10 protein-coding genes and 1 pseudogene are annotated in these 19844 nt (G+C 66.2%); 3 read left to right on the top strand and 8 right to left on the bottom strand.

Going from position 1 to position 19844, the window contains the following annotated elements:
- The first annotated feature begins 4 nt into the window (after positions 1–4).
- Genes tssM through C5O79_RS29215 form a run of 3 tightly spaced genes read left to right on the top strand, consistent with a single transcriptional unit; the run spans position 5 to position 5902 of the window.
- Positions 5–3949: a type VI secretion system membrane subunit TssM gene (gene tssM, locus C5O79_RS29225; RefSeq protein ID WP_122473529.1), complete on the top strand. Its 3945-nt coding sequence runs from the start codon at positions 5–7 to the stop codon at positions 3947–3949.
- Positions 3946–4935, top strand: a complete 990-nt coding sequence (tagF, locus tag C5O79_RS29220) for a type VI secretion system-associated protein TagF (protein ID WP_131931956.1) — start codon at positions 3946–3948, stop codon at positions 4933–4935. Before tssM ends, tagF begins: the two co-directional genes overlap by 4 nt.
- 4 nt (positions 4936–4939) lie before the next feature.
- A complete protein-coding gene (locus tag C5O79_RS29215; RefSeq protein WP_122473528.1) occupies positions 4940–5902 on the top strand; it encodes an OmpA family protein in 963 nt (320 codons plus the stop codon).
- 81 nt (positions 5903–5983) lie between these two features.
- Here C5O79_RS29215 and C5O79_RS29210 read toward each other — a convergent pair whose 3' ends face one another.
- The 8 genes and pseudogenes from C5O79_RS29210 to tssF all read right to left on the bottom strand — a co-directional run bounded on the left by C5O79_RS29210 (position 5984) and on the right by tssF (position 19809).
- A complete protein-coding gene (locus C5O79_RS29210; RefSeq protein ID WP_046544819.1) occupies positions 5984–8245 on the bottom strand; it encodes a DUF2235 domain-containing protein in 2262 nt (753 codons plus the stop codon).
- Entirely contained in the window at positions 8232–9152 is a 921-nt protein-coding gene (locus tag C5O79_RS29205; protein ID WP_165935651.1) for a DUF3304 domain-containing protein, read from the bottom strand. Before C5O79_RS29205 ends, C5O79_RS29210 begins: the two co-directional genes overlap by 14 nt.
- A 155-nt stretch (positions 9153–9307) precedes the next feature.
- Positions 9308–10357 carry a DUF4123 domain-containing protein gene (locus tag C5O79_RS29195; protein WP_047851563.1) on the bottom strand — a complete coding sequence of 350 codons (1050 nt, stop codon included), beginning with the start codon at positions 10355–10357 and terminating at the stop codon, positions 9308–9310.
- Positions 10357–12914, bottom strand: a pseudogene (locus C5O79_RS29190) (type VI secretion system Vgr family protein). Before C5O79_RS29190 ends, C5O79_RS29195 begins: the two are co-directional and overlap by 1 nt.
- Positions 12915–13035: 121 nt before the next feature.
- Positions 13036–14154, bottom strand: a complete 1119-nt coding sequence (gene tssA / locus C5O79_RS29185; protein WP_131931954.1) for a type VI secretion system protein TssA — start codon at positions 14152–14154, stop codon at positions 13036–13038.
- 42 nt (positions 14155–14196) lie between these two features.
- The gene (tssH, locus tag C5O79_RS29180; RefSeq protein WP_047851560.1) at positions 14197–16866 is read right to left on the bottom strand and encodes a type VI secretion system ATPase TssH; all 2670 of its coding nucleotides are present in this window, start codon (positions 16864–16866) and stop codon (positions 14197–14199) included.
- 43 nt (positions 16867–16909) lie between these two features.
- Positions 16910–18010 (bottom strand): type VI secretion system baseplate subunit TssG, encoded by a 1101-nt coding sequence (tssG, locus tag C5O79_RS29175; RefSeq protein ID WP_047851559.1) that lies wholly within the window; start codon positions 18008–18010, stop codon positions 16910–16912.
- Entirely contained in the window at positions 17974–19809 is a 1836-nt protein-coding gene (gene tssF / locus C5O79_RS29170; protein WP_039352038.1) for a type VI secretion system baseplate subunit TssF, read from the bottom strand. The genes tssG and tssF overlap by 37 nt, the downstream gene beginning before the upstream one ends.
- Positions 19810–19844: the final 35 nt, after the last annotated feature.

Below are 19844 nucleotides of genomic sequence, written 5' to 3'. Positions count from 1 at the left end.
TCCTATGCAACGCATCCTCAACGTGCTGACTCATCCGCGTACGCTCTCGATCGTCGGGATCGTCGCGCTAGCGGCCATTCTCTTCATCGTCGCCGACATGCTGCAGCTGCCGCTCCTGTGGGCGGCGATCGCCTTCGCGGCGATCCTCGCGCTGTGGCTCGTCGTCGCGCTGTGGCGCCGCTGGCGCGTGAAGCGCGCGAACCAGCAGCTCGGCCAGGTGCTGGAAGAGCAGGCGGAAACCGGCAAGATCGCCGCGCCCGCCGCCGCCGCCCTCGCCCCCGACGCGAAGACCGCCGACCTCGACGTGCTGCGCACGCGCCTGTCGGATGCGGTGAAGACGATCAAGACGTCGAAGATCGGCCAGGTGTCGGGCGGCTCCGCGCTGTACGAACTGCCGTGGTACATCGTGATCGGCAACCCGGCCGCGGGCAAGAGCAGCGCCGTGCTCAATTCCGGCCTGCAGTTCCCGTTCGCGGACAAGAACAGCGCCGTGATCCACGGCATCGGCGGTACGCGTAACTGCGACTGGTTCTTCACGACCGAGGGGATCCTGCTCGACACGGCCGGCCGCTATTCGGTGCACGAGGAAGACCGCAGCGAGTGGCTCGGCTTCCTCGGCCTGCTCAAGCGCTACCGCCCGAAGGCGCCGATCAACGGCATCATCGTCACCGCGAGCATCGCCGAACTCACCGGCAACCGCCCCGAATTCGCGATCAACCTCGCGAAAAACCTCCGCCAGCGCGTTCAGGAGCTGACGGAGAAGCTCGAAGTGTTCGCGCCGGTCTACGTGATGTTCACGAAGGCCGACCTGATCACCGGCTTCACCGAATTCTTCAGCAGCAGCGACAAGCACGAGTACGACCGCGTGTGGGGCGCCACCCTGCCCTACGAACCGGACGACAAGCGCGACGTCGTCGCGCAGTTCGACACGCACTTCGAGGAACTGTACGAAGGGCTGAAGGAAATCAGCGTCGCGCAGCTGTCGCTGTCGCGCGGCAACCAGCTGTCGCCGGGCCAGTTGAGCTTCCCGCTCGAATTCTCGACGATCAAGCCGTCGCTGCGCGCATTCCTCGCGACGCTGTTCGAGAACAACCCGTTCCAGTACAAGCCGATCTTCCGCGGCTTCTACTTCACCAGCGCGCTGCAGGAAGGCGAAACCAACAGCGCGGCCGCGCAGCGCATCGCGCATCGCTTCGGCCTCGACGGCACCGCGCTGCCGAAGCCGCACAGCGCGTTCTCGAAGAACGGCTTCTTCCTGCGCGACCTGTTCTCGAAGGTGATCTTCGCGGACCGCCAGACGGTGCGCCAGTTTGCCAGCCCGACCAAGACGCGGCTGCGCTACGCGACCTTCTTCGGCTTCGTCGCGGCGCTCGCGCTCGCGCTCGGCGGCTGGACCTGGTCGACGATCGGCAACCAGCAGCTCGTCGCGAACGTGCAGGCCGACCTCGACAACGTCACGCGCCTGCAGCATGGACGCAACGACCTGCAGTCGCGCCTGCAGGCGATGGACATCCTCGAAGACCGGATCGAGCAGCTCGAGCAGTTCCGCCGCGACAAGCCGATTTCGGTGTCGCTCGGCCTGTACCAGGGCGACCGTCTCGAGCAGCACCTGCTGACCGAGTACTACAACGGCGTGCGCCAGATCCTGCTGGCCCCGGTGTCGCAGAACCTCGCGTCGTTCATGAAGGACGTGAACGCGCACCCCGAACAGCTCGTGCCGATGACGCGCCCGCCCGAATCGGGCGCCGTGCAGGGCGGCACGATGCCGGTCTCGACCAACGCGGCGGGTGCCGCGCCGCAGGCCGGTGCCGCACTGGCCGCGTCCGGCGCCGCGCCGGCCGCAGCGCAGCAGCCGGCCGCACCGCAGGGCGGCCTCTATAGCGACGCGTCGCCCACCAACGTGCAGGACGCGTACAACGCGCTCAAGACGTACCTGATGCTGTCCGACAAGCGCCACGTCGAGCAGGCGCACCTGACCGACCAGCTCGCCCGCTTCTGGCGCGGCTGGCTCGAGACGAATCGCGGCAACATGCCACGTGACGAGATGATCAAGAGCGCGGAGCGCATGATCTCGTTCTACCTGTCGCGCGTGAACGACGACGACTGGCCGATGATCGACGCGAACCTCGCGCTCGTCGACCAGACCCGCGAGAACCTGCGCCACGTCGTGCGCGGGATGCCGGCCCGCCAGCGCGTGTACGAGGAAATCAAGGCGCGCGCGTCGACCCGCTTCGCGCCGATGACCATCGCGCGTATCGTCGGCGACGGCAACCAGGGGCTCGTGGCAGGCAGCTACGCGATTCCGGGCACGTTCACGCGCGAAGCGTGGTTCGACTACGTGCAGCCGGCGATCCGCGACGCGGCGACCAAGGAACTGCAGGCGAAGGACTGGGTGCTGAACACGTCGACGCAGGACGACCTGACGCTCGAGGGCAGCCCCGAGCAGATCCAGAAGACGCTGGTCGGCATGTACAAGACCGAGTACGCGCAGCACTGGCAGAAGTTCATGCAGGGCATCGCGGTGCAGGGCTTCAGCAGCTTCGGCCAGGCCGTCGACGGGATGAACCGCCTCGGCGACCCGCAGGATTCGCCGATCCGCAAGATCCTCGAGACCGCGTACGACCAGACCTCGTGGGACAACCCGTCGCTCGCGAACGTGACGATCAAGAAGGCGCAGACGGGCGTCGTGAACTGGGTCAAGCAACTGTTCTCGCGCTCGCAGGCCGGCCAGGTGGCGGCCGCCAACATCGACATCAACGGCAATCCGGCCGAGGTGCCGATGGGTCCGATCGGCCAGGAGTTCATCGGTCTCGCGCGGATCGTCGCGACGCACGACGGCACGTCGATGCTCAAGGGCTACATGGATTCGCTGTCGAAGGTCCGCACGCGCTTCAACGTGATCAAGAACCAGGGCGACCCGGGCCCGGGCGCGCGCCAGCTGATGCAGCAGACACTCGACGGCAACGGTTCGGAACTCGCCGATTCGCTGAAGCTGGTCGACGAGCAGATGCTGACGGGCCTCACCGATTCGCAACGCAAGTCGCTGCGTCCGCTGCTGGTGCGGCCGCTGATGCAGGCGTTCGCGGTCGTGATCCAGCCGGCCAGCGCCGAAGTCAACAAGGTGTGGAACGCGCAGGTCTACCAGCCGTTCCAGAACTCGCTCGCGACGAAGTACCCGTTCGCGGCGAGCGCGAAGGTCGAGGCCGGCGCCGGTGAAATCGCGCAGGTGTTCGGCCCGGACGGCTCGATCGCGAAGTTCGTCGGCACCACGCTCGGGCCGCTCGCGGTGCGCCGCGGCGATACCCTCGCCGCCCGCACGTGGGGCGACATGGGCATCGGCCTCACGCCTGACTTCACGAACGGCTTCGCACGCTGGGTCGCGCCGCTTGCCGGCGGTGCGGCAGGCAGCGCCGCCGCATCGTCCGAGCCGCAGACCGTGTTCCAGATCCTGCCGCAGCCGAGCACGGGCACGACGGAGTACACGATCGCGATCGACGGCCAGCAACTGCGCTACCGCAACACGCCGCCGCAGTGGACCAACTTCGTGTGGCCGAACCCGCAGGGCTCGCCGGGCGCGACGCTGTCCGCGACGACCTTCGACGGCCGCACGGTGCAGCTCGTCAACGAGCCGGGCCGCTACGGTCTCGAGAAGCTGATCAATTCGGCGCAACGCAAGCGCCGTCCGGACGGCACCTTCGACCTGACGTGGGCGCAGGGCAGCGTGAACGTGTCGGTGACGATGCGCATCATCAGCACGTCGCAACCGTCCGGCGGCGGCGGTGACCAGCCGCAGCAGCAGAGCCTGCGTGGCCTGCAGCTGCCGTCGTCGGTCGCCGACGCAAGCGCGGGCGCCGCGCAGAACGCAACCCAGACCGCCGGCACGGGCACGCCGGCCGCCGCGCCGGCCGTCGCGGCCGCCAACGCAACGAATGCACAGGGGGCGCAATGACGCAAACCGTACAGGCGCAGATCGCCTACTTCGGCAAGATTCCGTCGCGCGGCGACTTCGTGAAGAGCGCGCACAATCCGCAACTGCTGCAGACGCTCGATCGCTGGATCGCGCAGGCGCTGGAGCTGCTCGCGGAAGATCCGCGCTGGAAGATCGTCTACGAGGACGCGAAGCCGATGCATTTCGCGTTCCTCGGCTCGCGCAGCAAGCTCGCGATCGCGGGCCACATGGTCGCGAGCCACGACGTGTCGATGCGCCGCTTCCCGTTCCTCGGTGCCACCGCGCTGGAGGTCGACCGGCCGGTCGCGTTCCTCGCGCGCAGCCCGCTCGCGTTCGCGCGGCTGTGGTCGCGCGTCGCCGCGCAGATTCCGCCGCTGCTCGGCAAGGACGAGCCGCCCGGCGCACTGCAGGCACTCGGCGACACGCAGGTGCCGATCGACATCGGCGGCCCCGGCACGTCGCATGACGGCACCTTCAACGATTTCATCGAACACCAGACGCTGCACGGCCTGCAGGAGATGCTGCTCGAAAGCGGTCATCCGGTGCGGCTGCGCGGCGCGATGCTCGCGCTCGGCTCGCTGCTGCGGCCGGTGATGCAGAGCGGCTCGTCGCACATCGAGCGCGGCCTCACGCTGCCGCTGCCGGTCGATCCGTTCTATCGCAGCCTCGTCGCCGCGTTCTGGCTCGAGCTGATCGCGCCGTTCGTCGCGCAGGCCGACTTCGAGCTCGCGATCTTCATCGGCACGATCGCCGAGCGCGAACGGCTCATCATCGGCTTCAACGGCGCGTCGGCCAAGACGCTGCTGAGCGTCGTCGACCCGCAGACCTACGCCGCCCACAACATCGACATCGACGATCCCGAGTGGATCGACGCCCATGCGCAAAACGATCAGCAGATCAGCAAGCTCGTCAGCTACCTCGACCAACCGCAACTCTCGCTGCGCGTCGCCATCGACGCGTTCCGCGAAGCGTTCGTCGGAGGCTGACGGGATGCATCGCACGATTCAAATCCGGCGCGCGCGCTTTTCGGCCGCGCTCTCGCCTGCCGTCGCCGCCCTTCTCGCCTCCGGGCTGTTCGCCAGCGGCGCGGCCTTCGCGCAGAACACGGGCGCGACCGTCACGCCGGTCGGCAACGGTACGGTTGCGGCAACCGCGCTCTCCGCGAACCCCGGCGCCGCGCCGGGGACGGCCTCCGGCGCCGTCGTGCACGGCACGGCCGGCACCGCGAACACCGTCACGCCACCGCCCGCGACCGCGACGCCCGGCCAGGTGGTCGTCGGCGGCAAGGTGCCCGACGAAGCGACCAAGGCCGCCGTGCTGCAGAAGCTTCGCGATACCTACGGCACGACGAACGTCGTCGACCAGATCGAGGTGGGCGACGTCGCAACGCCGCCGAACTGGAGCGCGAACGTGCAGAAGCTGCTCGGCACGCAGCTCAAGCAGATCAGCAAGGGGCAGCTGAAGATCAACGGCACGCAGATCGAGATGAAGGGCGAGGTGCACAACGAGGCGCAACGCCAGCAGCTCGCAAGCGACATGGCGAACACGCTGAACCCGACGTATACGATCAAGAACGGGCTGCGCGTGTCGGCGTCCGAACAGGGCGTGCTCGACCAGACGCTCGCGAACCGTACGATCGAGTTCGAGACGGGCAGCGCGACGCTCACGCCGCAGGGCAAGCTGATCCTCGACCAGATGGCGGCCGCGCTCGCGAAGATGCAGAACCGCACGGTCGACATCATCGGGCACACCGACAACTCGGGGAACCGCACGTCGAACATCGCGCTGAGCCAGGCGCGCGCGGATGCGGTGAAGGGTTATCTGATCACGAAGAGCATTCCGCCGCAGCAGATGACGACGACGGGCGTCGGGCCGGATCAGCCTATTGCGCCGAACGATACGGCGGATGGGCGGGCGAGGAATCGGCGGATCGAGTTCCGGGTGGGGCAGTAAATTTGCGGAGGGCGGCTCGCGATGAGCCGCCCCGGTGTCACGGGGTGTCAGCGGTACACGATCGCGCACCGCTGAATGACGTCAATGTTTCGGCGGTGTCCCCTGGTAGCTTTTCGCCCATTGCTGGCTCTGCTTGCTCGCCTGTTCGATCCGTTCGGCGGTGAGATCGTCGCTCTTGCGCTGCTTGTCTTCCTTCGCATAGTCCGTCTTTCCGAACACGTCCTTGTCCCGTGTCCTGAAGTACAGTGACGGCGCGAGCACGTGATCCTGCCAACTCGTCAGCAACGTATCGTGGACGAGCATGTCGAACATCGCCATCACCTCCGACGGAAGCGGGTTCTTCCCCGCATACCCCTGCTCCCAGGCCTTGACCAGCGCCACTTCGTCCTCATTCAGCTCGACGTGGCGAGCAAACGCAGGCGCGAGGAACAGCGGCGTATACGTCAGCTTGTTGTTGAACGACTGCGTGAAGCGGCGCTGCTGTTGAGCCTCGTATTCCGGCCGCATCTTCTCCCACTTGCCGGTCATCTCCTTCGCTTCCTTGTCGAGGCGCTGCCAGACCGTCGTGTAGTTGCTCGGCGGGACGTCACTCCATAGATCGTTGTAGCGCTTGTCCGCCGCCTGCTTCGCGAGCTTCAGCTTCTGGATCTCGGGCGAGTCCATCCGCTGGCTGCCCATCATCGCCCAGTCAAGCTTCGCCTTTGCGTCGCGCCGGTCGTAATCAGCCTTTTCGACGTCCTTGCGCCACTCGGTCGCCGGATCGGTCACCGAGTGACGGAATTCCGGATCCTGGTATCGCACGGCGATCCAGCGCAGGAATACCTCCGCATGCGGCAGAAAGTTCACGCCCTGTGTATCCGGAACGACCTTGCGGTACGCGTCGACCAGCGCCTTGATCTTGTATTGCTTGCCTTCGTAGGTGATCGGCGTCGCAATCGAAAAGCGGCTGAATACGTCAGGCCGCCGCTTGGCCAGCGTTTCCATGTCGAGTAGTGCACTCCCGGCCTTGAGCGCTTCGAACAGCATGTCCCTGAGCGGAATGCGCATGAGCTCCGCATTGAAACCCAGCGAGCCATGCAACGAGCCGCCCGCGATATCGCTGCTCGTTCCCGGATAGAGTCGCTGCTCGGCACGCGTCTTCTCCAGGCTGTCGAGGCGCTGGTACATGCGCATCTCGTGAGCGGCGGCGAAATGCACACATCGCTGAACGCTTGCGGGCACGGCCAGCGACCGGTCCTTGTAATTCGGCTTGATGGTCCCGAGAAACGGCAGGATGCCGATAATCTCGCCGGCCTCTTCCGACATGATCGACGACACCGCATCCAGCAGACCGACGAACTTTATTTCCAGCGATACGCCATTGATCGCAAGATCCTGGTCGTCGCGACGTTTGTACTTGGTCGCCAGATCGTTGACGAACGTGCGCGCCAGGACGCAACCGCGATCCGCGCCAAACACCGATACCTCGATCTTTCGAATCTTCGACGTCTGCCCCTTGACCGCCTCGATCGCCTTTTCCAGCTGATCCTTCGCGGCAACGAGCCGTGAATCGACCCCGGTACCGAAGTACGCGCTCATGACCTGGGAGTCGCGCACGATCGGTACATTCTCGATCGCGATTCCCGTAATAACCTGACGAACTGTCGATTGCACGATCTTGAGCGGATTGTGCTTCAAGTCGTTCTTCGCGTTCCGAAACACGGCGATGCCGCCCGCCTTCGTGCGCTCCCAGATCCGCTCCGGCGACGCATCCAGCACGTTCGCGATGCGGCGCGCGGTTCGGGGAATGTTCTGGATGTCTTTCTTGAAGTCGCTGAACGCATTCAGCATCGGCCGAAACGAGAACTCCGAGGCGGACTGCTTGGCTGCTGTCGTCATGCGACCTTTGACGTCCAGTTGCTTGATCGGCTGATTCACGCGAGCGACCGACTCCCCGACGCCCTTCGCTGCGTCGAGCGCCTTCTTGCCGAGTATTTTCCCCGCGGCGAGACCGGCATTGAGCCAGGCGTTCGACTTGGCATCCGCATTGAGATCCGTCCCGAGACCCGAATAGTAGAGCCGGAACCAGAACTGATTCACGGGACGGTCGATGTCCGTGTTGATGCGGTGCGCATCGTAAAGGCGTGAAATGTTCGAGTACAGCCCGCTGTCCGGATCGTCCTCGTCCTTGCTGCGACCGAACGCATCGAAGAACACGCCGATACGGATCGTCGCCCCGCACGGCAGACAGTCCCCTTTCGGATAGTTGGCCGTCGCCATCCTGTCGACGGCCATTCGAACACTCTGCGGCGTAGCATCGTCCGGATCGAGTCGAATGGCGTTTCGATCGTTAGCTCCGGCCATGACCATTCTCCTCACGTGGCGGCGGCACCAGCCCCGCCGGAATCGACGGCACCGCGACCGCCTGGAATTGGTTCTGCCCGAGCGCCTTCACTACCGCCGGCGACAGTGCGGCGACGGCCTTCGCAAATGCACCCGGTTTCCCCTTGCTCGACTGAATGAGTTTCTGCACCTCCGGGTGCGCGTCGAACCGCGGATTCACCAGAAGCGCGTAATACGCGTATTGCTCGAGGTCGCGCCGATCGGTGAAGCGGTACTTGATCCAGGCTTCCGCAACGGTTCTCGAAATCCGGCGATGCGACTGTGCGTCACTGTCCTCGTACTTCTTGTCGAGCCGCTCGCCGTACCGTTTCGTCAGGTCACGCGACACGTCGACGATCGGCAATCGGCTACTGCCCAGCATCTGACCGGGAAATGCCAATTCGACATGATGATCGGGATAGAAGTGAACCTCAAAAATGCGCGAGCCGATCGAATCCGGCTGCTTGGTCGGCGGGAACGAAACGTCCGCTTCCGCCTGCTGTTTCTTCACCTGCTCACCCGGGCGCCAGTCGTCGGCATCGTAATACGTCCATTGAACCTTGAAATCGGTGCCCTTCAACAAGTAGCAACAGGCGATGCTGCCCTCGCCTGCCCCAGGTTCGAGATCGCCGCCGCCGCGTGCCTTGTTGCCGAACTGGTCGGTGATCGTGAACCGAACGAGGTTGTACGGCAGGTAATTCAGCGCCTCGGTCGAAATGCTGGTGTAGGTCGGATCGGACTTGCTGCATGCCGCCATCGACACGAACAACAAGCCTGCCGCGGCGACTCGCAACGCCGCGGAGAACCGTCCGCGAGCGGCGCGCGCACCACGTCGGCCTGGATCGATCGCACGGAATTCCGGTGCAGCGTATTGCATGACATCAGGCATAAGCACTCTCTTCACATGGCCGCGGCAGCATGCCGTCGGGACCTGCCGGTACGGCGACCAGCTTGATATTTTCGTTCGTCGAGTCGAGCAGCGGCCTCTTCGGCATCCACGGCGTGCGTGTATCGACCTTGCCGTCGCAAGCGGCAATCGCAGACTTACGCCACACCGCTGCGTTCCTCCAGAAGGCTGCGATCGTAGTCTTCACGAATTGCATTCCACGTCGCGTCATCGATCGTCAACAGCGCATCGTCGAGGCTCTTCTCTCCGCAAGACACGGCCACAAGGCAAGCCTGCACTTCCGGATGCTCGTCGAATCGGGGGGCGACCTGCACGCCGGTCAATACGTAATACAGCGTCTGCTGCTCGTCGACGATCCCGTAGTTGGCCGCGCGTGCCAGTTGCTCGACGACCCGCTCATACAGCTCCACATCGGACAGGTGCTCGATCGACGCCCCCATCGTCTCGCGAAACTTCAGCACGAGCTTGTCCGGATACCCGAGCTCGATCAACCGAGCGTGCTGCTGCTCGCTCAGGCCCGGTGCATCGCCTGCCGGCGCCGCGCCTTCGATCGCCGGCGCATCGTTGCGCCACACGACCTCGTCGAGCCGCCGATCGCGATACCGGATCTCGGTGAACGGCGCAACGAACTGCCGCGCCTGCTCATCGCTCCACACCTGCCGCATACGTTCGAATACGTGGTTGTCGAAGAAAAACAGGTAGTACGAGCGACCATTGGGCAGCTTGTACTGCACATACCGGCGCAGATGCGCGTCGAGCGCATCGAACGTCCACGTCGACCAAAGCCACGTCACCGCATGCAGATCGACTGCATCGAGCCACAGCTGACGCAGCAGCCGATGCTGCCCGCCATGCTCGTCGTCGAGCGCGTCGCGCTCGAACGCGATCAGGTACGGCGCGATATCGGTATAGGCATCGAGCCCGGTATCGATCCAGAGCGACGCATAGCGCAGGCCGCGCACCATCGCGAGCTGCACATCCAGCTCCTGATAGCCGCGCGTATCGACGAGCACATAAAGCCGCATCGCCCTGCCGTCGTCGTCCGCATGCGCCAGCGAAGCCTTCAGTGATTCCAGGAACGCCGGCCACGCCGGCTCGCGCGGATTCGGTGCGGTGTCGACGACTTCGCCTGGCTCGACGGCGTCGTCCCGATCGACCGCGTCGCCCGTGTCGTTGACCTCGTCCATCAATCCGCCTCGACCATCGATTCGCGCCCGCTATGCGCGTTCAGCACGCATTGCTTGCACGTGCCGCCCGGCATCGCGGGCAGCGGATACGGCATGCTCGTCGGCCCGCTGAACTGGTGCTGCGCGCCCTTGATATCGATCTTCCCCGGCGCGTGAATCTCGATGTTGCCGCCCTTGATCCGGATATAGGCGCCGTCCGACGTCAGCAGGACCTCCTGCTTCGCAGCCACATCGATGGCCTCGGTCGCCGCCACCAGCTTCACCGTCTTCTGCGCGGTCAGCTCGATGTTGTCTGCGTGCGCCTGAACCTCGACGTTGCCCTTCGCGGCGAACAGCTTCATTCCGGCATTCTGCGCGAACAGGCTGATGCGGTCGCGGATGCCGGCGATCAGCGACTTGCCGCTCGTGATGAAGGTGCTTTGACCGCTGACGATATTGGTCTGCTGGTCGCTCGCGACGTGCACCGACTGCTGCGACGCCATCCCGATCCCCGCCGGGCTCGCGAACAGCATCACCGGCTCCTTGAACGCATTCGCGTTCCCCGTCCCGCCGCCGGCGGTCCGGCCGCCCGACGACGCGCCCGCCACGCTCTCCTGCGTCGCGTCGGTGAACGTCTTCAGCGCGTCTTGGCCGTTGCCGAGGCTTTCCGCCTGATGCGCTTCGCTGACCTGCGACAACGATTCGATCAGCCCCTCGGCATTGACGAGCTGCTGTTGCGTCTCGCGCACGTCGAGCGGCTGGCTGTTCGCCTGCTTCGGATGCGTCGTGACGTACAGCCCCTGCCCGGCACGCACGGCACCATACGCATCGGTGCGCAAGTCGAACCCCGAGCCGAGATACGCACCCCGCGTGTTGCCGTTCTGCTCGATCAGGTAGCCGAGATGCAATAGCGAATTCGCACTGCTGCTGAACAGGCGTGCACGGTTCTGGCCGGTCGCGTCGTCGAGCACCATCTCGTTGTGCCCCGACCCCGCGTACTCCTTCGACCGGAAGCCCGACAGGATGCCGTCGCTATGCCACTGCGGCTTGGTTGCCCCGTTGTAGACGCGATGCATGACGATCGGCCGGTCGCAGTCCCCACCGATGTAGCCGATCATCATTCCTCGCCGACCCGCGGAATATGGACAGCCCCGTAGCCGCCGCCGGTATCCGACTGCACGACACGCATCCAGCACGATGCGGTTTCGGTGCCCCCGTTCTGCCGGTCCCAGACGAACATGACCTTGATCCGGTTCAGCTCGTCCGTATACACCTCTTCGCCCTTCGGCCCGACGACGACGGCCGTCTCGAGCTGCATCATGGGCTTCTTGTGCTCGAACGGGCTGCGATACGGCACCGCCGCACGTTGCGCTTCGACCTCGACGAGATAGAACCCGGCCGAACCGTCTTCGCGCCCGACTTCAAACGCAACCGCCGAACCGTGACCGGCTTTCGCCTGCGCGAGCCGCGCCTGCAGGCTGTGCGGGAAGTTCGCTTCGTGGTCCGAGATCGGCAGGTTGTTCTCGATGTACCGCGACACCTTCAAGGCCGCAAATTCCCGGTCCTGCGCCGAATCGCGGTCGTGTTCGGGATGATCGGCCAGCGTGAAGCGTCGCCCGGCGTCGATCCCCCGCACACCACCCACGCCGAAGAAGCGTTTCGCGCGCGACTCCCATTCCTCGAGGCGGATCTTCGACAGATGTTCGCCGCGGTCCTGCCCCGCGTACGTGTATGCACCGGTGTATTCGTAGATTTCCATCTGGCCCGGCAGATCGCCCTGGCCGGCCTTCGTGGGCAACATCGTGCCGTTCGGATTGCCGGGCGTCGACGGCGATTTGTAATCGAACGTGCGCGTGGTGTGCTGCGCACTCTGCAAGGTGCGCGACGCGGCCCATTGCGTGAATCCGGTGGCTTCGCTCCCGGCTCCGGAGCGGTCGAACCGGACGACATTCGGCGACACTTCGTCGAGCGCGTGCAGGTCGTCGGTGATGACGAGCGTGTGCGCGCTGCCGTCCTCGGCATGCCGCCAGAACCCGAACAGCCCTTCGTCTTCCATCAGGCGATGCACGAAGTTCCAGTCGGTTTCGCTCTGGCGACAGTAGGACCGCGACGGCAGCGGCTTTGACAACGCAAACTGATAGCGCCCCTTGGCCTGTGGATGCGTATCGAATACGTCAGCCAATATCGCGTCGACCGGCTTGTCCTGCCAGTACCGCATGTCGCTGCGGAATTTGAGGAAGTGCATCCACGACGCAAAGGTAAGCTGGTAGCCCGACAGGCTGCCGTCCGTGCCGAGCCGGCGCGCCGTATGGACGTAGCCGTTGATCGGGAGATACGACCGGTCCACCTGCTGGATCCACAGCGTCATCGGCTGCGCGATCAGCGTCTTGAGCTCGACGTCGCTCGCGGTGGACACGAGATCGAGCGTCACGCTGAAGTCTCAGCCCAGTTCGGAACAGATCACGGCCCGGCGCGGCACCAGCGCGTTGTTCGGCAGCGACGGGATGTCTGTCTTCAGCAGGCGATCCTGCTGAATCAGGCCACCGCGAATCGCCTGCGCCAGTTCTGTCATGTTCATGCGTCACTCATCTTCTTGTTTGCCGCGGACCCGCCCGGGTCCGCGCTCTCAGGAACGAGCCCTTCTCTCACCGCACGACGGCGTCCGGGCACGCGTCACGCGCGCCGCCACCACATCGTCTTCACGACTGCTCGTCCGGCCTCACGCCCAGCAACTCACGAATATGCGACAGCGAGCCGTCGTCCTTCACGACGCTCTCGAGCCACTTGTGCAGCGGCATGTCGGCCCATTCGGCGGCCTTGTCCGCGAGATACGCGACCGGGCTGTGCGGCTCGGTCTGGCGGAAGTAACGGGCGACCGCGCGCAACTGGTCGACGGCCTGCGCACGGTTCTGGATGCCGGCGATCATCTGCGTCACCGGGGCGCGCGGAACGGGCTGCGGCTGCACGTGAGTCTCCTCCGTCTGGATCGGGTTGCCGAACACCGGCTCGATGCGCTCGGGCTGCGCCTGCGGTGCCGACGTATGCGGCGCGCTGCCCGTATAGCCCTGCTCGCGCGCAAAGCGCTCGGCGAGCCGGTACACGGTCTCGAACGCGTCGCGCGCCTGCCGGAAGCTCGGCGCCGAATCGCCCGCGCGCTCGACGAGCCGCTCCTCGAATGCATCGAGCGCAAATTCGAACGCCTTCAGGTTCGCGAGCAACGCGGTGTAGAACGCGATCGACGTCACGCGGCGCGACGAATCGATCTGCTCGATCGACGGCTTGCCGCGCGCGATTTCGTCCGCGTGTTCCGGGTCGCGCTTGATGGCCTGGGCAACGTGCTGCGCCACTTCCCAGTCGAGCGTGCTGAACGCGTTCGACGCGCCGTCCGTCATCGGCACCGCGCGCAGCAGCTCGGCCGTGCGGCCGGACAGCCACGCGACGTTGCCAAGCCGGTGCTCGGTGTCGTCGTCCTCGGGCAGCGGGTGCACGGTGTCCCAGAAGTCGCGGCACAGGCCCTCGAGCAGCGCATAGCCTTCGGTGAGGCCGGTAATGCCGTCTTCGAGCGCGAGCGCCTCGGTCAGCCACACGGCGAGCCGCAGATCCTTCGTGCGCGAGCGCAGCAGCTCGCCTGCATGGTCGACCACGAAGCCCCAGTCGGCCTCCTTGATCTCGGTCACCCACTCGCCCTGGTCGAGCGTCGGATCGTCGTAGCGCCGCGCATCCTGGATCGCGTCGAATTCGTTCGAAAACAGCAGGTCGTCGCCGCTGGGCGACGCATCGCTGATCGGCGTCAGCAGCTCGGGGAGATTGATCGGCATGGTTCGGTCAGTTCATCAAATGCTTGCGTTGCTCGGCCGCGCTCATTCGACGGTGTACGTGAATTCGCCGGCCTCGTCCGCGCGCACCGCGATGCGCGCGATGGCCTCGCCGTCGGCGATCCGGCCGAGCACGTGGCCCGCGATCTCCGGCAGCAGCGTGCCGTTCAGGATGTGGTCGACGTTGCGGGCGCCCGAATCGACTTCGGTGCAGCGTGCGAGCACCGCATCGACGAGCGACTCGTCCCATTCGAACGCGGCCTTGTGGTTCGTCTCGATCCGGCGGCGGATCCGCTCGAGCTTCAGCTCGATGATCTCGGCCAGCACGTCGTCGGAAATCGGGTAGTACGGCACGACCTTCATCCGCCCGAGGAACGCGGGCTTGAAGGTCTTGTACAGCTGCGGGCGCAGCGTCTCCGCGAGCGCGTCCGGATCGGGCAGCTCTTCGGCCGGCTTGTTCAGGCACGCCTGCATCACCGCGGCGGAACCGACGTTCGACGTCAGGATGATCAGCGTGTTGCGGAAGTCGATCTCGCGGCCTTCCGCATCGTCCATCGCGCCCTTGTCGAACACCTGGAAGAACATCTCCAGCACGTCCGGGTGCGCCTTCTCGACCTCGTCGAGCAGCACGACGGAATACGGGTTGCGGCGCACGGCCTCGGTCAGCACGCCGCCTTCGCCGTAGCCGACGTAGCCCGGCGGCGAGCCCTTCAGGCCCGACACGCTGTGCGCTTCCTGGTACTCGCTCATGTTGATCGTGACCATCTTGCGCTCGCCGCCGTACAGGATGTCGGCCAGCGCAAGCGCCGTCTCGGTCTTGCCGACGCCCGACGGCCCGACGAACATGAACACGCCGCGCGGCTTGTTCGGATCCTCGAGGCTCGCGGTCGCGGTGCGCACGCGCTGCGCGATCGCCTCCAGCGCATGGTCCTGGCCGATCACGCGCGCGGCGAGCAGCGGCTGCAGGTTCAGCACGGTGTCGATCTCGTCCTTCACCATCCGGCCGAGCGGAATGCCCGTCCACGCGGCGACGATCTCGGCCACCACGTGGCCGTCGACCTGCAGCGGCACCATCGGCTCGCCGCCCTGCAGCGCGTGCAGCGCCGCGACGCGTTCGGCGAGTTTGTCGCGGGTGGCCTGCACGTCGACCGGCTGGCCGTCTTCCGACGGGCCGCGTGCCTTGTCGAGCGCTTCGCGCAGTTCGGTGATCTCGGCGACGATCACGCGCTCGGCCTCATAGCGCGCTTCGTCCTTCGTCAGTTGTTCGAGCGCCGCGTCGCGCGCGCCGCGCAACTCGCCGAGCCGCTCGTCGTGCGACGCGCCGCCGGCCGCCTCGCGCTCCAGCGACGCGATCTCCGCGTCGATCCGCTCGATGCGCTTCTTCGTGTCGTCGATCGCCGCCGGCGTCGCGCTGTGTGCAAGCGCGACCTTCGCGCACGCGGTGTCGAGCACGCTGATCGCCTTGTCCGGCAGCTGGCGGCCGCTGATGTAGCGATGCGACAGGCGTACGGCCTCGGTGATCGCGTCATCGAGGATCCGCACGTTGAAGTGCTTCTCCATCAGGCCGGACATCCCGCGCAGCATCGCCGCCGCAAGCGGCTCGCTCGGCTCCTCGACCTTCACGACCTGGAAGCGCCGCGCGAGCGCCGCGTCCTTCTCGAAGTACTTCTTGTATTCGCTCCACGTCGTCGCGGCGATCGTGCGCAGCTCGCCGCGCGCGAGCGCCGGCTTCAGCAGGTTCGCCGCGTCGTTCTGGCCGGCCTGGCCGCCCGCGCCGATGATCGTGTGCGCCTCGTCGATGAACAGGATGATCGGATGCGCGCTCTTCTTCACCTCGTCGATCACGCTCTTCAGGCGGTTCTCGAACTCGCCCTTCACGCTCGCGCCGGCCTGCAGCAGCCCCATGTCGAGCACGTGCAGCGCGACGCCGCGCAGCGGCGGCGGCACGTCGTCGGCCGCGATGCGCAGCGCGAGGCCCTCGACGACCGCCGTTTTGCCGACGCCGGCCTCGCCGGTCATGATCGGGTTGTTCTGGCGGCGGCGCATCAGGATGTCGATCGCCTGGCGGATCTCGGCTTCGCGGCCGATCACCGGGTCGATCTTGCCGTCGCGTGCGCGCTGCGTGAGGTTGGTCGTATACGTGTCGAGCGCGGGCGTCTTCGACGGGCCGGCCGCGGGGGCGAAGCCGTCGGCGGCCGGCGCGACGTCGCTCCCCGCGTCGTCCGCCTGGCGCGGCTCGGCTTCGCTGGAACCGGCCATGATCTCGTCGAACTTGTGCTTCAGGTCCGTCACGTTCATTTCCGCGAACTGCGACGACATCCGTTGCGCGAACTGCGCGAGATCGGGTGCGGTCAACAGCGCGAGCAGCAAGTGCCCCGAACGGATGCGGCCGAGCTGCGAGTCGAGCGATGCGATCAGCCATGCCTGTTCGAACAGCGCGATCAGGTGCACGGAGAACACCGGCGTGCGCGTGTTGCCCGTCTTCAGGCGCGTCAGTTCGCGTTCGAGATCGGCGTGCAGCGCGTGCGGATCGACGCGGCTCGCGCGCAGTGCGAGCGGCAGGTCGCCCGTCGCTTCCTCGAGCAACGCGAGGAACAGGTGCTCCAGATCGACCTCGTAATGGCCGCGCGCCAGGCACGCGCTCGCCGCACGCTCGGTCGCGTGGCGGCAGAGCGGGTTCAGTTTCGTGATCAGGGTCTTCAGAGGCGTGCTCATGGCGTCGATCTCAGGTTCGATTGCGTGTTGTTGTCGTTCGGAATCAGTGAATCACGTGCAGTTCGTAGCGGGCGTCGGAGCGGTCCTCTATCGCGTCGCGCGTGCAGAGGAATGCGTCCCAGCCGAGCCGCGAGCCTGCGCCGAGCATGCTCGCGCCGACTTCGGTGCGCTTGAGCACGAGCTTCACTTCGTATTCGAGCGTGACGCCGGCGAGCAGCGTCAGCATCCGCTCCAGTGCGATGGCGTGCGCGCCGCCGGGCAGGAACGCCTCGTAGTCGCGCTTGGACAGCGGGCCGACGACGATCCGCGCGCGCATGTCGCGCTGCCACACGCGTTCGCCGACGAGCGCCGTCGCGCCGAGCACCGCGTTGACTTCGCCGAGCACGCTCAGTTGATCGGGCGGTACGTCGTACCACTTGCCGACGAACTGGTCGATCTTCACCGGCACGCGGAAATAGTCGGACAGCGTGCGCTGCAGGTAGGCGGCCGACATCGGGCGGTGCCGCGCGGCGAGCGCATAGCCGGCCACGGCCTCGTCGAGCACGCCGCCCACGCCGGCCGCCAGGCTGTCGCGCACCTCGTCGCTCGGCACGCCCGCGATCGCGAGCAGCAGCGGCAGATAGCGTTCGTCGCGGTCGAGCTCGTAGTGGAACGGCAGCCGGTACTTCTTCCACGCGGCATAGAACAGCGCGGTCGCGCGGTTCGAGAACACGTCGAAGAACGCGCGCGCCGCATGGTCGCGCTTCAGATGCTCGCGCGCGACGATCTGCTCGGTGTAATGCAGCGGCAGCGCACCCTGCCCGCCCAGCAGCCCGAAGAACGCGGGCGTCAGCTCGACGTGGCCGAGCTCGCCGGCCGCGAGCGCGGCGCCGCGCGCCTCGCCCGTCTCGAGGTGGGTGCCGTCGTCGTCGAACGAGCGCGCGCCTTCGATCTCGCTCGGCGGAAAGCCGAGCGACAGCGTGTTGCGGAATTCGATGCGCTGCGCGACCACGTCGCCCTGCCGCCACGCGCCGGGCGCATCCGACGCCTGTCGCGCGAACAGCCCTTCGAGCACGCGCACGGCCTGAAAGAACTCGAAGCGGTGCGGTTCGTCGAGCAGCGCGTCGACTACGCCAGGATCGATTCGCCGGTCCGGGGCTTGCATCGGATGATCTCCTCGCCGGTGCGCTTCGACACGACGACTAGTTGAACGAAACTGTTGAGGTGCACGTACAGCCCGAAGAAGCTGTCGAGCACACGCACGAACGAGGCCAGGCTCGCGCCCACGAAGTGTTCCTCGTCGATCGTCAGGCGGATCTCGATGCCGCGCACGAAGGTCGCGAACGGCTTGCCGGGCAACCACTGCACGGCGCCGCGCTGCTCGACGCCGGCGAGGCCGTCGATCTGGCGCATCGACACGGCGGTGCGCCGCAGGTCGTACAGCGTCAGCATTTCCTTCAGCGGCGCGAGGCCGTGCGCGACCAGCGACACGTGATTGAGCGCGAGGTGCGACACGAGCCGCCAGTGCGCGGCGCGACCGCGCTCGAAGCGCACGCTCTGCGTCGGGCGGCGCAGCAGTGAAATGCCGCTCGTCTGCGCACCGCCTTCCTGGAACAGGTCGCCGCCTTCGAGCCCGAACGCGAGCATCGCCGGCAGGTCTCGGTTCGTGCAGGTGAGGTCGAGGCTCAGCGTGTCGGTCTGCGGCGACGTCGGCTCGAAATCGATGTCGACGATCGAGATCTCGGTTTCGTAGCCGGGGCTCTTCTGCGCGACCCAGTCGTTGCGGCGCGCGAACCAGTAATGGCCGATCCGCGCCGATTCGCCGTGATGCAGCGAATAGAACGGCCGGAACTCGATCACCGACTCCTCGTGCGCCTGCTGCCTGACGAGCTTCACCGAATCGATCGAATACACCTCGTACGCGAACGCGCGCCGCGCCTCGGCGATCACCGGGTAGGACACCGCGCGGTGCGTGATGCGGATCGGCTCGCCGTGCTGGCGGAACAGGTTGACGATCGGCGTGCAGAACAGCCGGAAATGGCTCGCCGTCAGCAGTTCGAGCAGCCGCGCGACGTGCGAATCGCTGCGCACGTCCTGCAGCACGAGATGCAGCGTCGCGCGCTGGCAGCGGCCGCTCGCGCGCGCGATCGCCGCGAGGTCGAAGTCGACGAAATCGAACTTGTCGGGGAACGCGAAGTATTCGGTGAGCAGCCGGTACGCGGGATGCGATTTCGCCGGGTAGTCGATCAGCGCATCGTCCTCGTCGAAGCCGGCGTGCGCGATCGGCAGCTTGCGCAGCGCGGTCCAGCGGCCGTTGCGCTCGGGCTCGACATACGCGCCGAGCACGTTGACGAACAGGCAGTCGGTCAACGCGGCGACGAACGACTGCTCGCCGTGCAGGTGCGCGCGCAGCGTCGGCAGCTTCAGCGCGCCGAGATCGAGCTGCGCGGCGAGCGATTCGAACGTGATCGAGATCACGCCCGTCGCGTTCGACGGCAGCACCGTCGCGCTCGGCGCGAGCGCGACCGGCGTGTAGCGGGCTTCCGAGATGCGGATCGGCGCGAGCGTCACGTCATAGGCGGTGCGGAACCGGCATTGCACGCCGCGGATCGGGCGGCTCTTCAGCTCGGTGCCGCGATCGATCACGACCGGTTCGGTCTGCTGGCCGGGCGACGCCGGCGTGAACTGCGCGATCGAGCACGACGGGAACGGCCGCAGGTAGTGCGGATACAGCACTTCCAGCAGCGCTTCGGTGAATTCCGGGTAGTCGTCGTCGAGCTTCTTGTTGATGCGCGCGCCGAGCAGCGCGAACGACTCGATCATCCGCTCGACGTGCGGATCCTCGCAATGCTCGCCGGACAGCGCGAGCCGCGCCGCGATCTTCGGATAGCGTTCGGCGAAATCTCGCGAATAGCGCCGCAAAAACGATAATTCGCGCTCGTAATACGGCAGCAATTCTTCCATCGACGACCCCGAACCTCAATATTTCCTGCCGGACC

Origin of the sequence: Burkholderia sp. SRS-25 (assembly GCF_004343765.1) — a bacterium.
In the GTDB taxonomy this organism is placed as follows: Bacteria; Pseudomonadota; Gammaproteobacteria; order Burkholderiales; family Burkholderiaceae; genus Burkholderia; species Burkholderia contaminans.
This window is presented reverse-complemented; position numbering and strand designations above follow the sequence as displayed.

What these genes read in the sequence shown, in the direction of transcription:
- tssM (WP_122473529.1), top strand. Translation starts at nt 5, where the DNA reads ATGCAACGCATCCTCAACGTGCTGACTCATCCGCGTACGCTCTCGATC.
- tagF (WP_131931956.1), top strand. Translation starts at nt 3,946, where the DNA reads ATGACGCAAACCGTACAGGCGCAGATCGCCTACTTCGGCAAGATTCCG.
- C5O79_RS29215 (WP_122473528.1), top strand. Translation starts at nt 4,940, where the DNA reads ATGCATCGCACGATTCAAATCCGGCGCGCGCGCTTTTCGGCCGCGCTC.
- C5O79_RS29210 (WP_046544819.1), bottom strand. Translation starts at nt 8,245, where the DNA reads ATGGCCGGAGCTAACGATCGAAACGCCATTCGACTCGATCCGGACGAT.
- C5O79_RS29205 (WP_165935651.1), bottom strand. Translation starts at nt 9,152, where the DNA reads ATGCCTGATGTCATGCAATACGCTGCACCGGAATTCCGTGCGATCGAT.
- C5O79_RS29195 (WP_047851563.1), bottom strand. Translation starts at nt 10,357, where the DNA reads ATGGACGAGGTCAACGACACGGGCGACGCGGTCGATCGGGACGACGCC.
- tssA (WP_131931954.1), bottom strand. Translation starts at nt 14,154, where the DNA reads ATGCCGATCAATCTCCCCGAGCTGCTGACGCCGATCAGCGATGCGTCG.
- tssH (WP_047851560.1), bottom strand. Translation starts at nt 16,866, where the DNA reads ATGAGCACGCCTCTGAAGACCCTGATCACGAAACTGAACCCGCTCTGC.
- tssG (WP_047851559.1), bottom strand. Translation starts at nt 18,010, where the DNA reads ATGCAAGCCCCGGACCGGCGAATCGATCCTGGCGTAGTCGACGCGCTG.
- tssF (WP_039352038.1), bottom strand. Translation starts at nt 19,809, where the DNA reads ATGGAAGAATTGCTGCCGTATTACGAGCGCGAATTATCGTTTTTGCGG.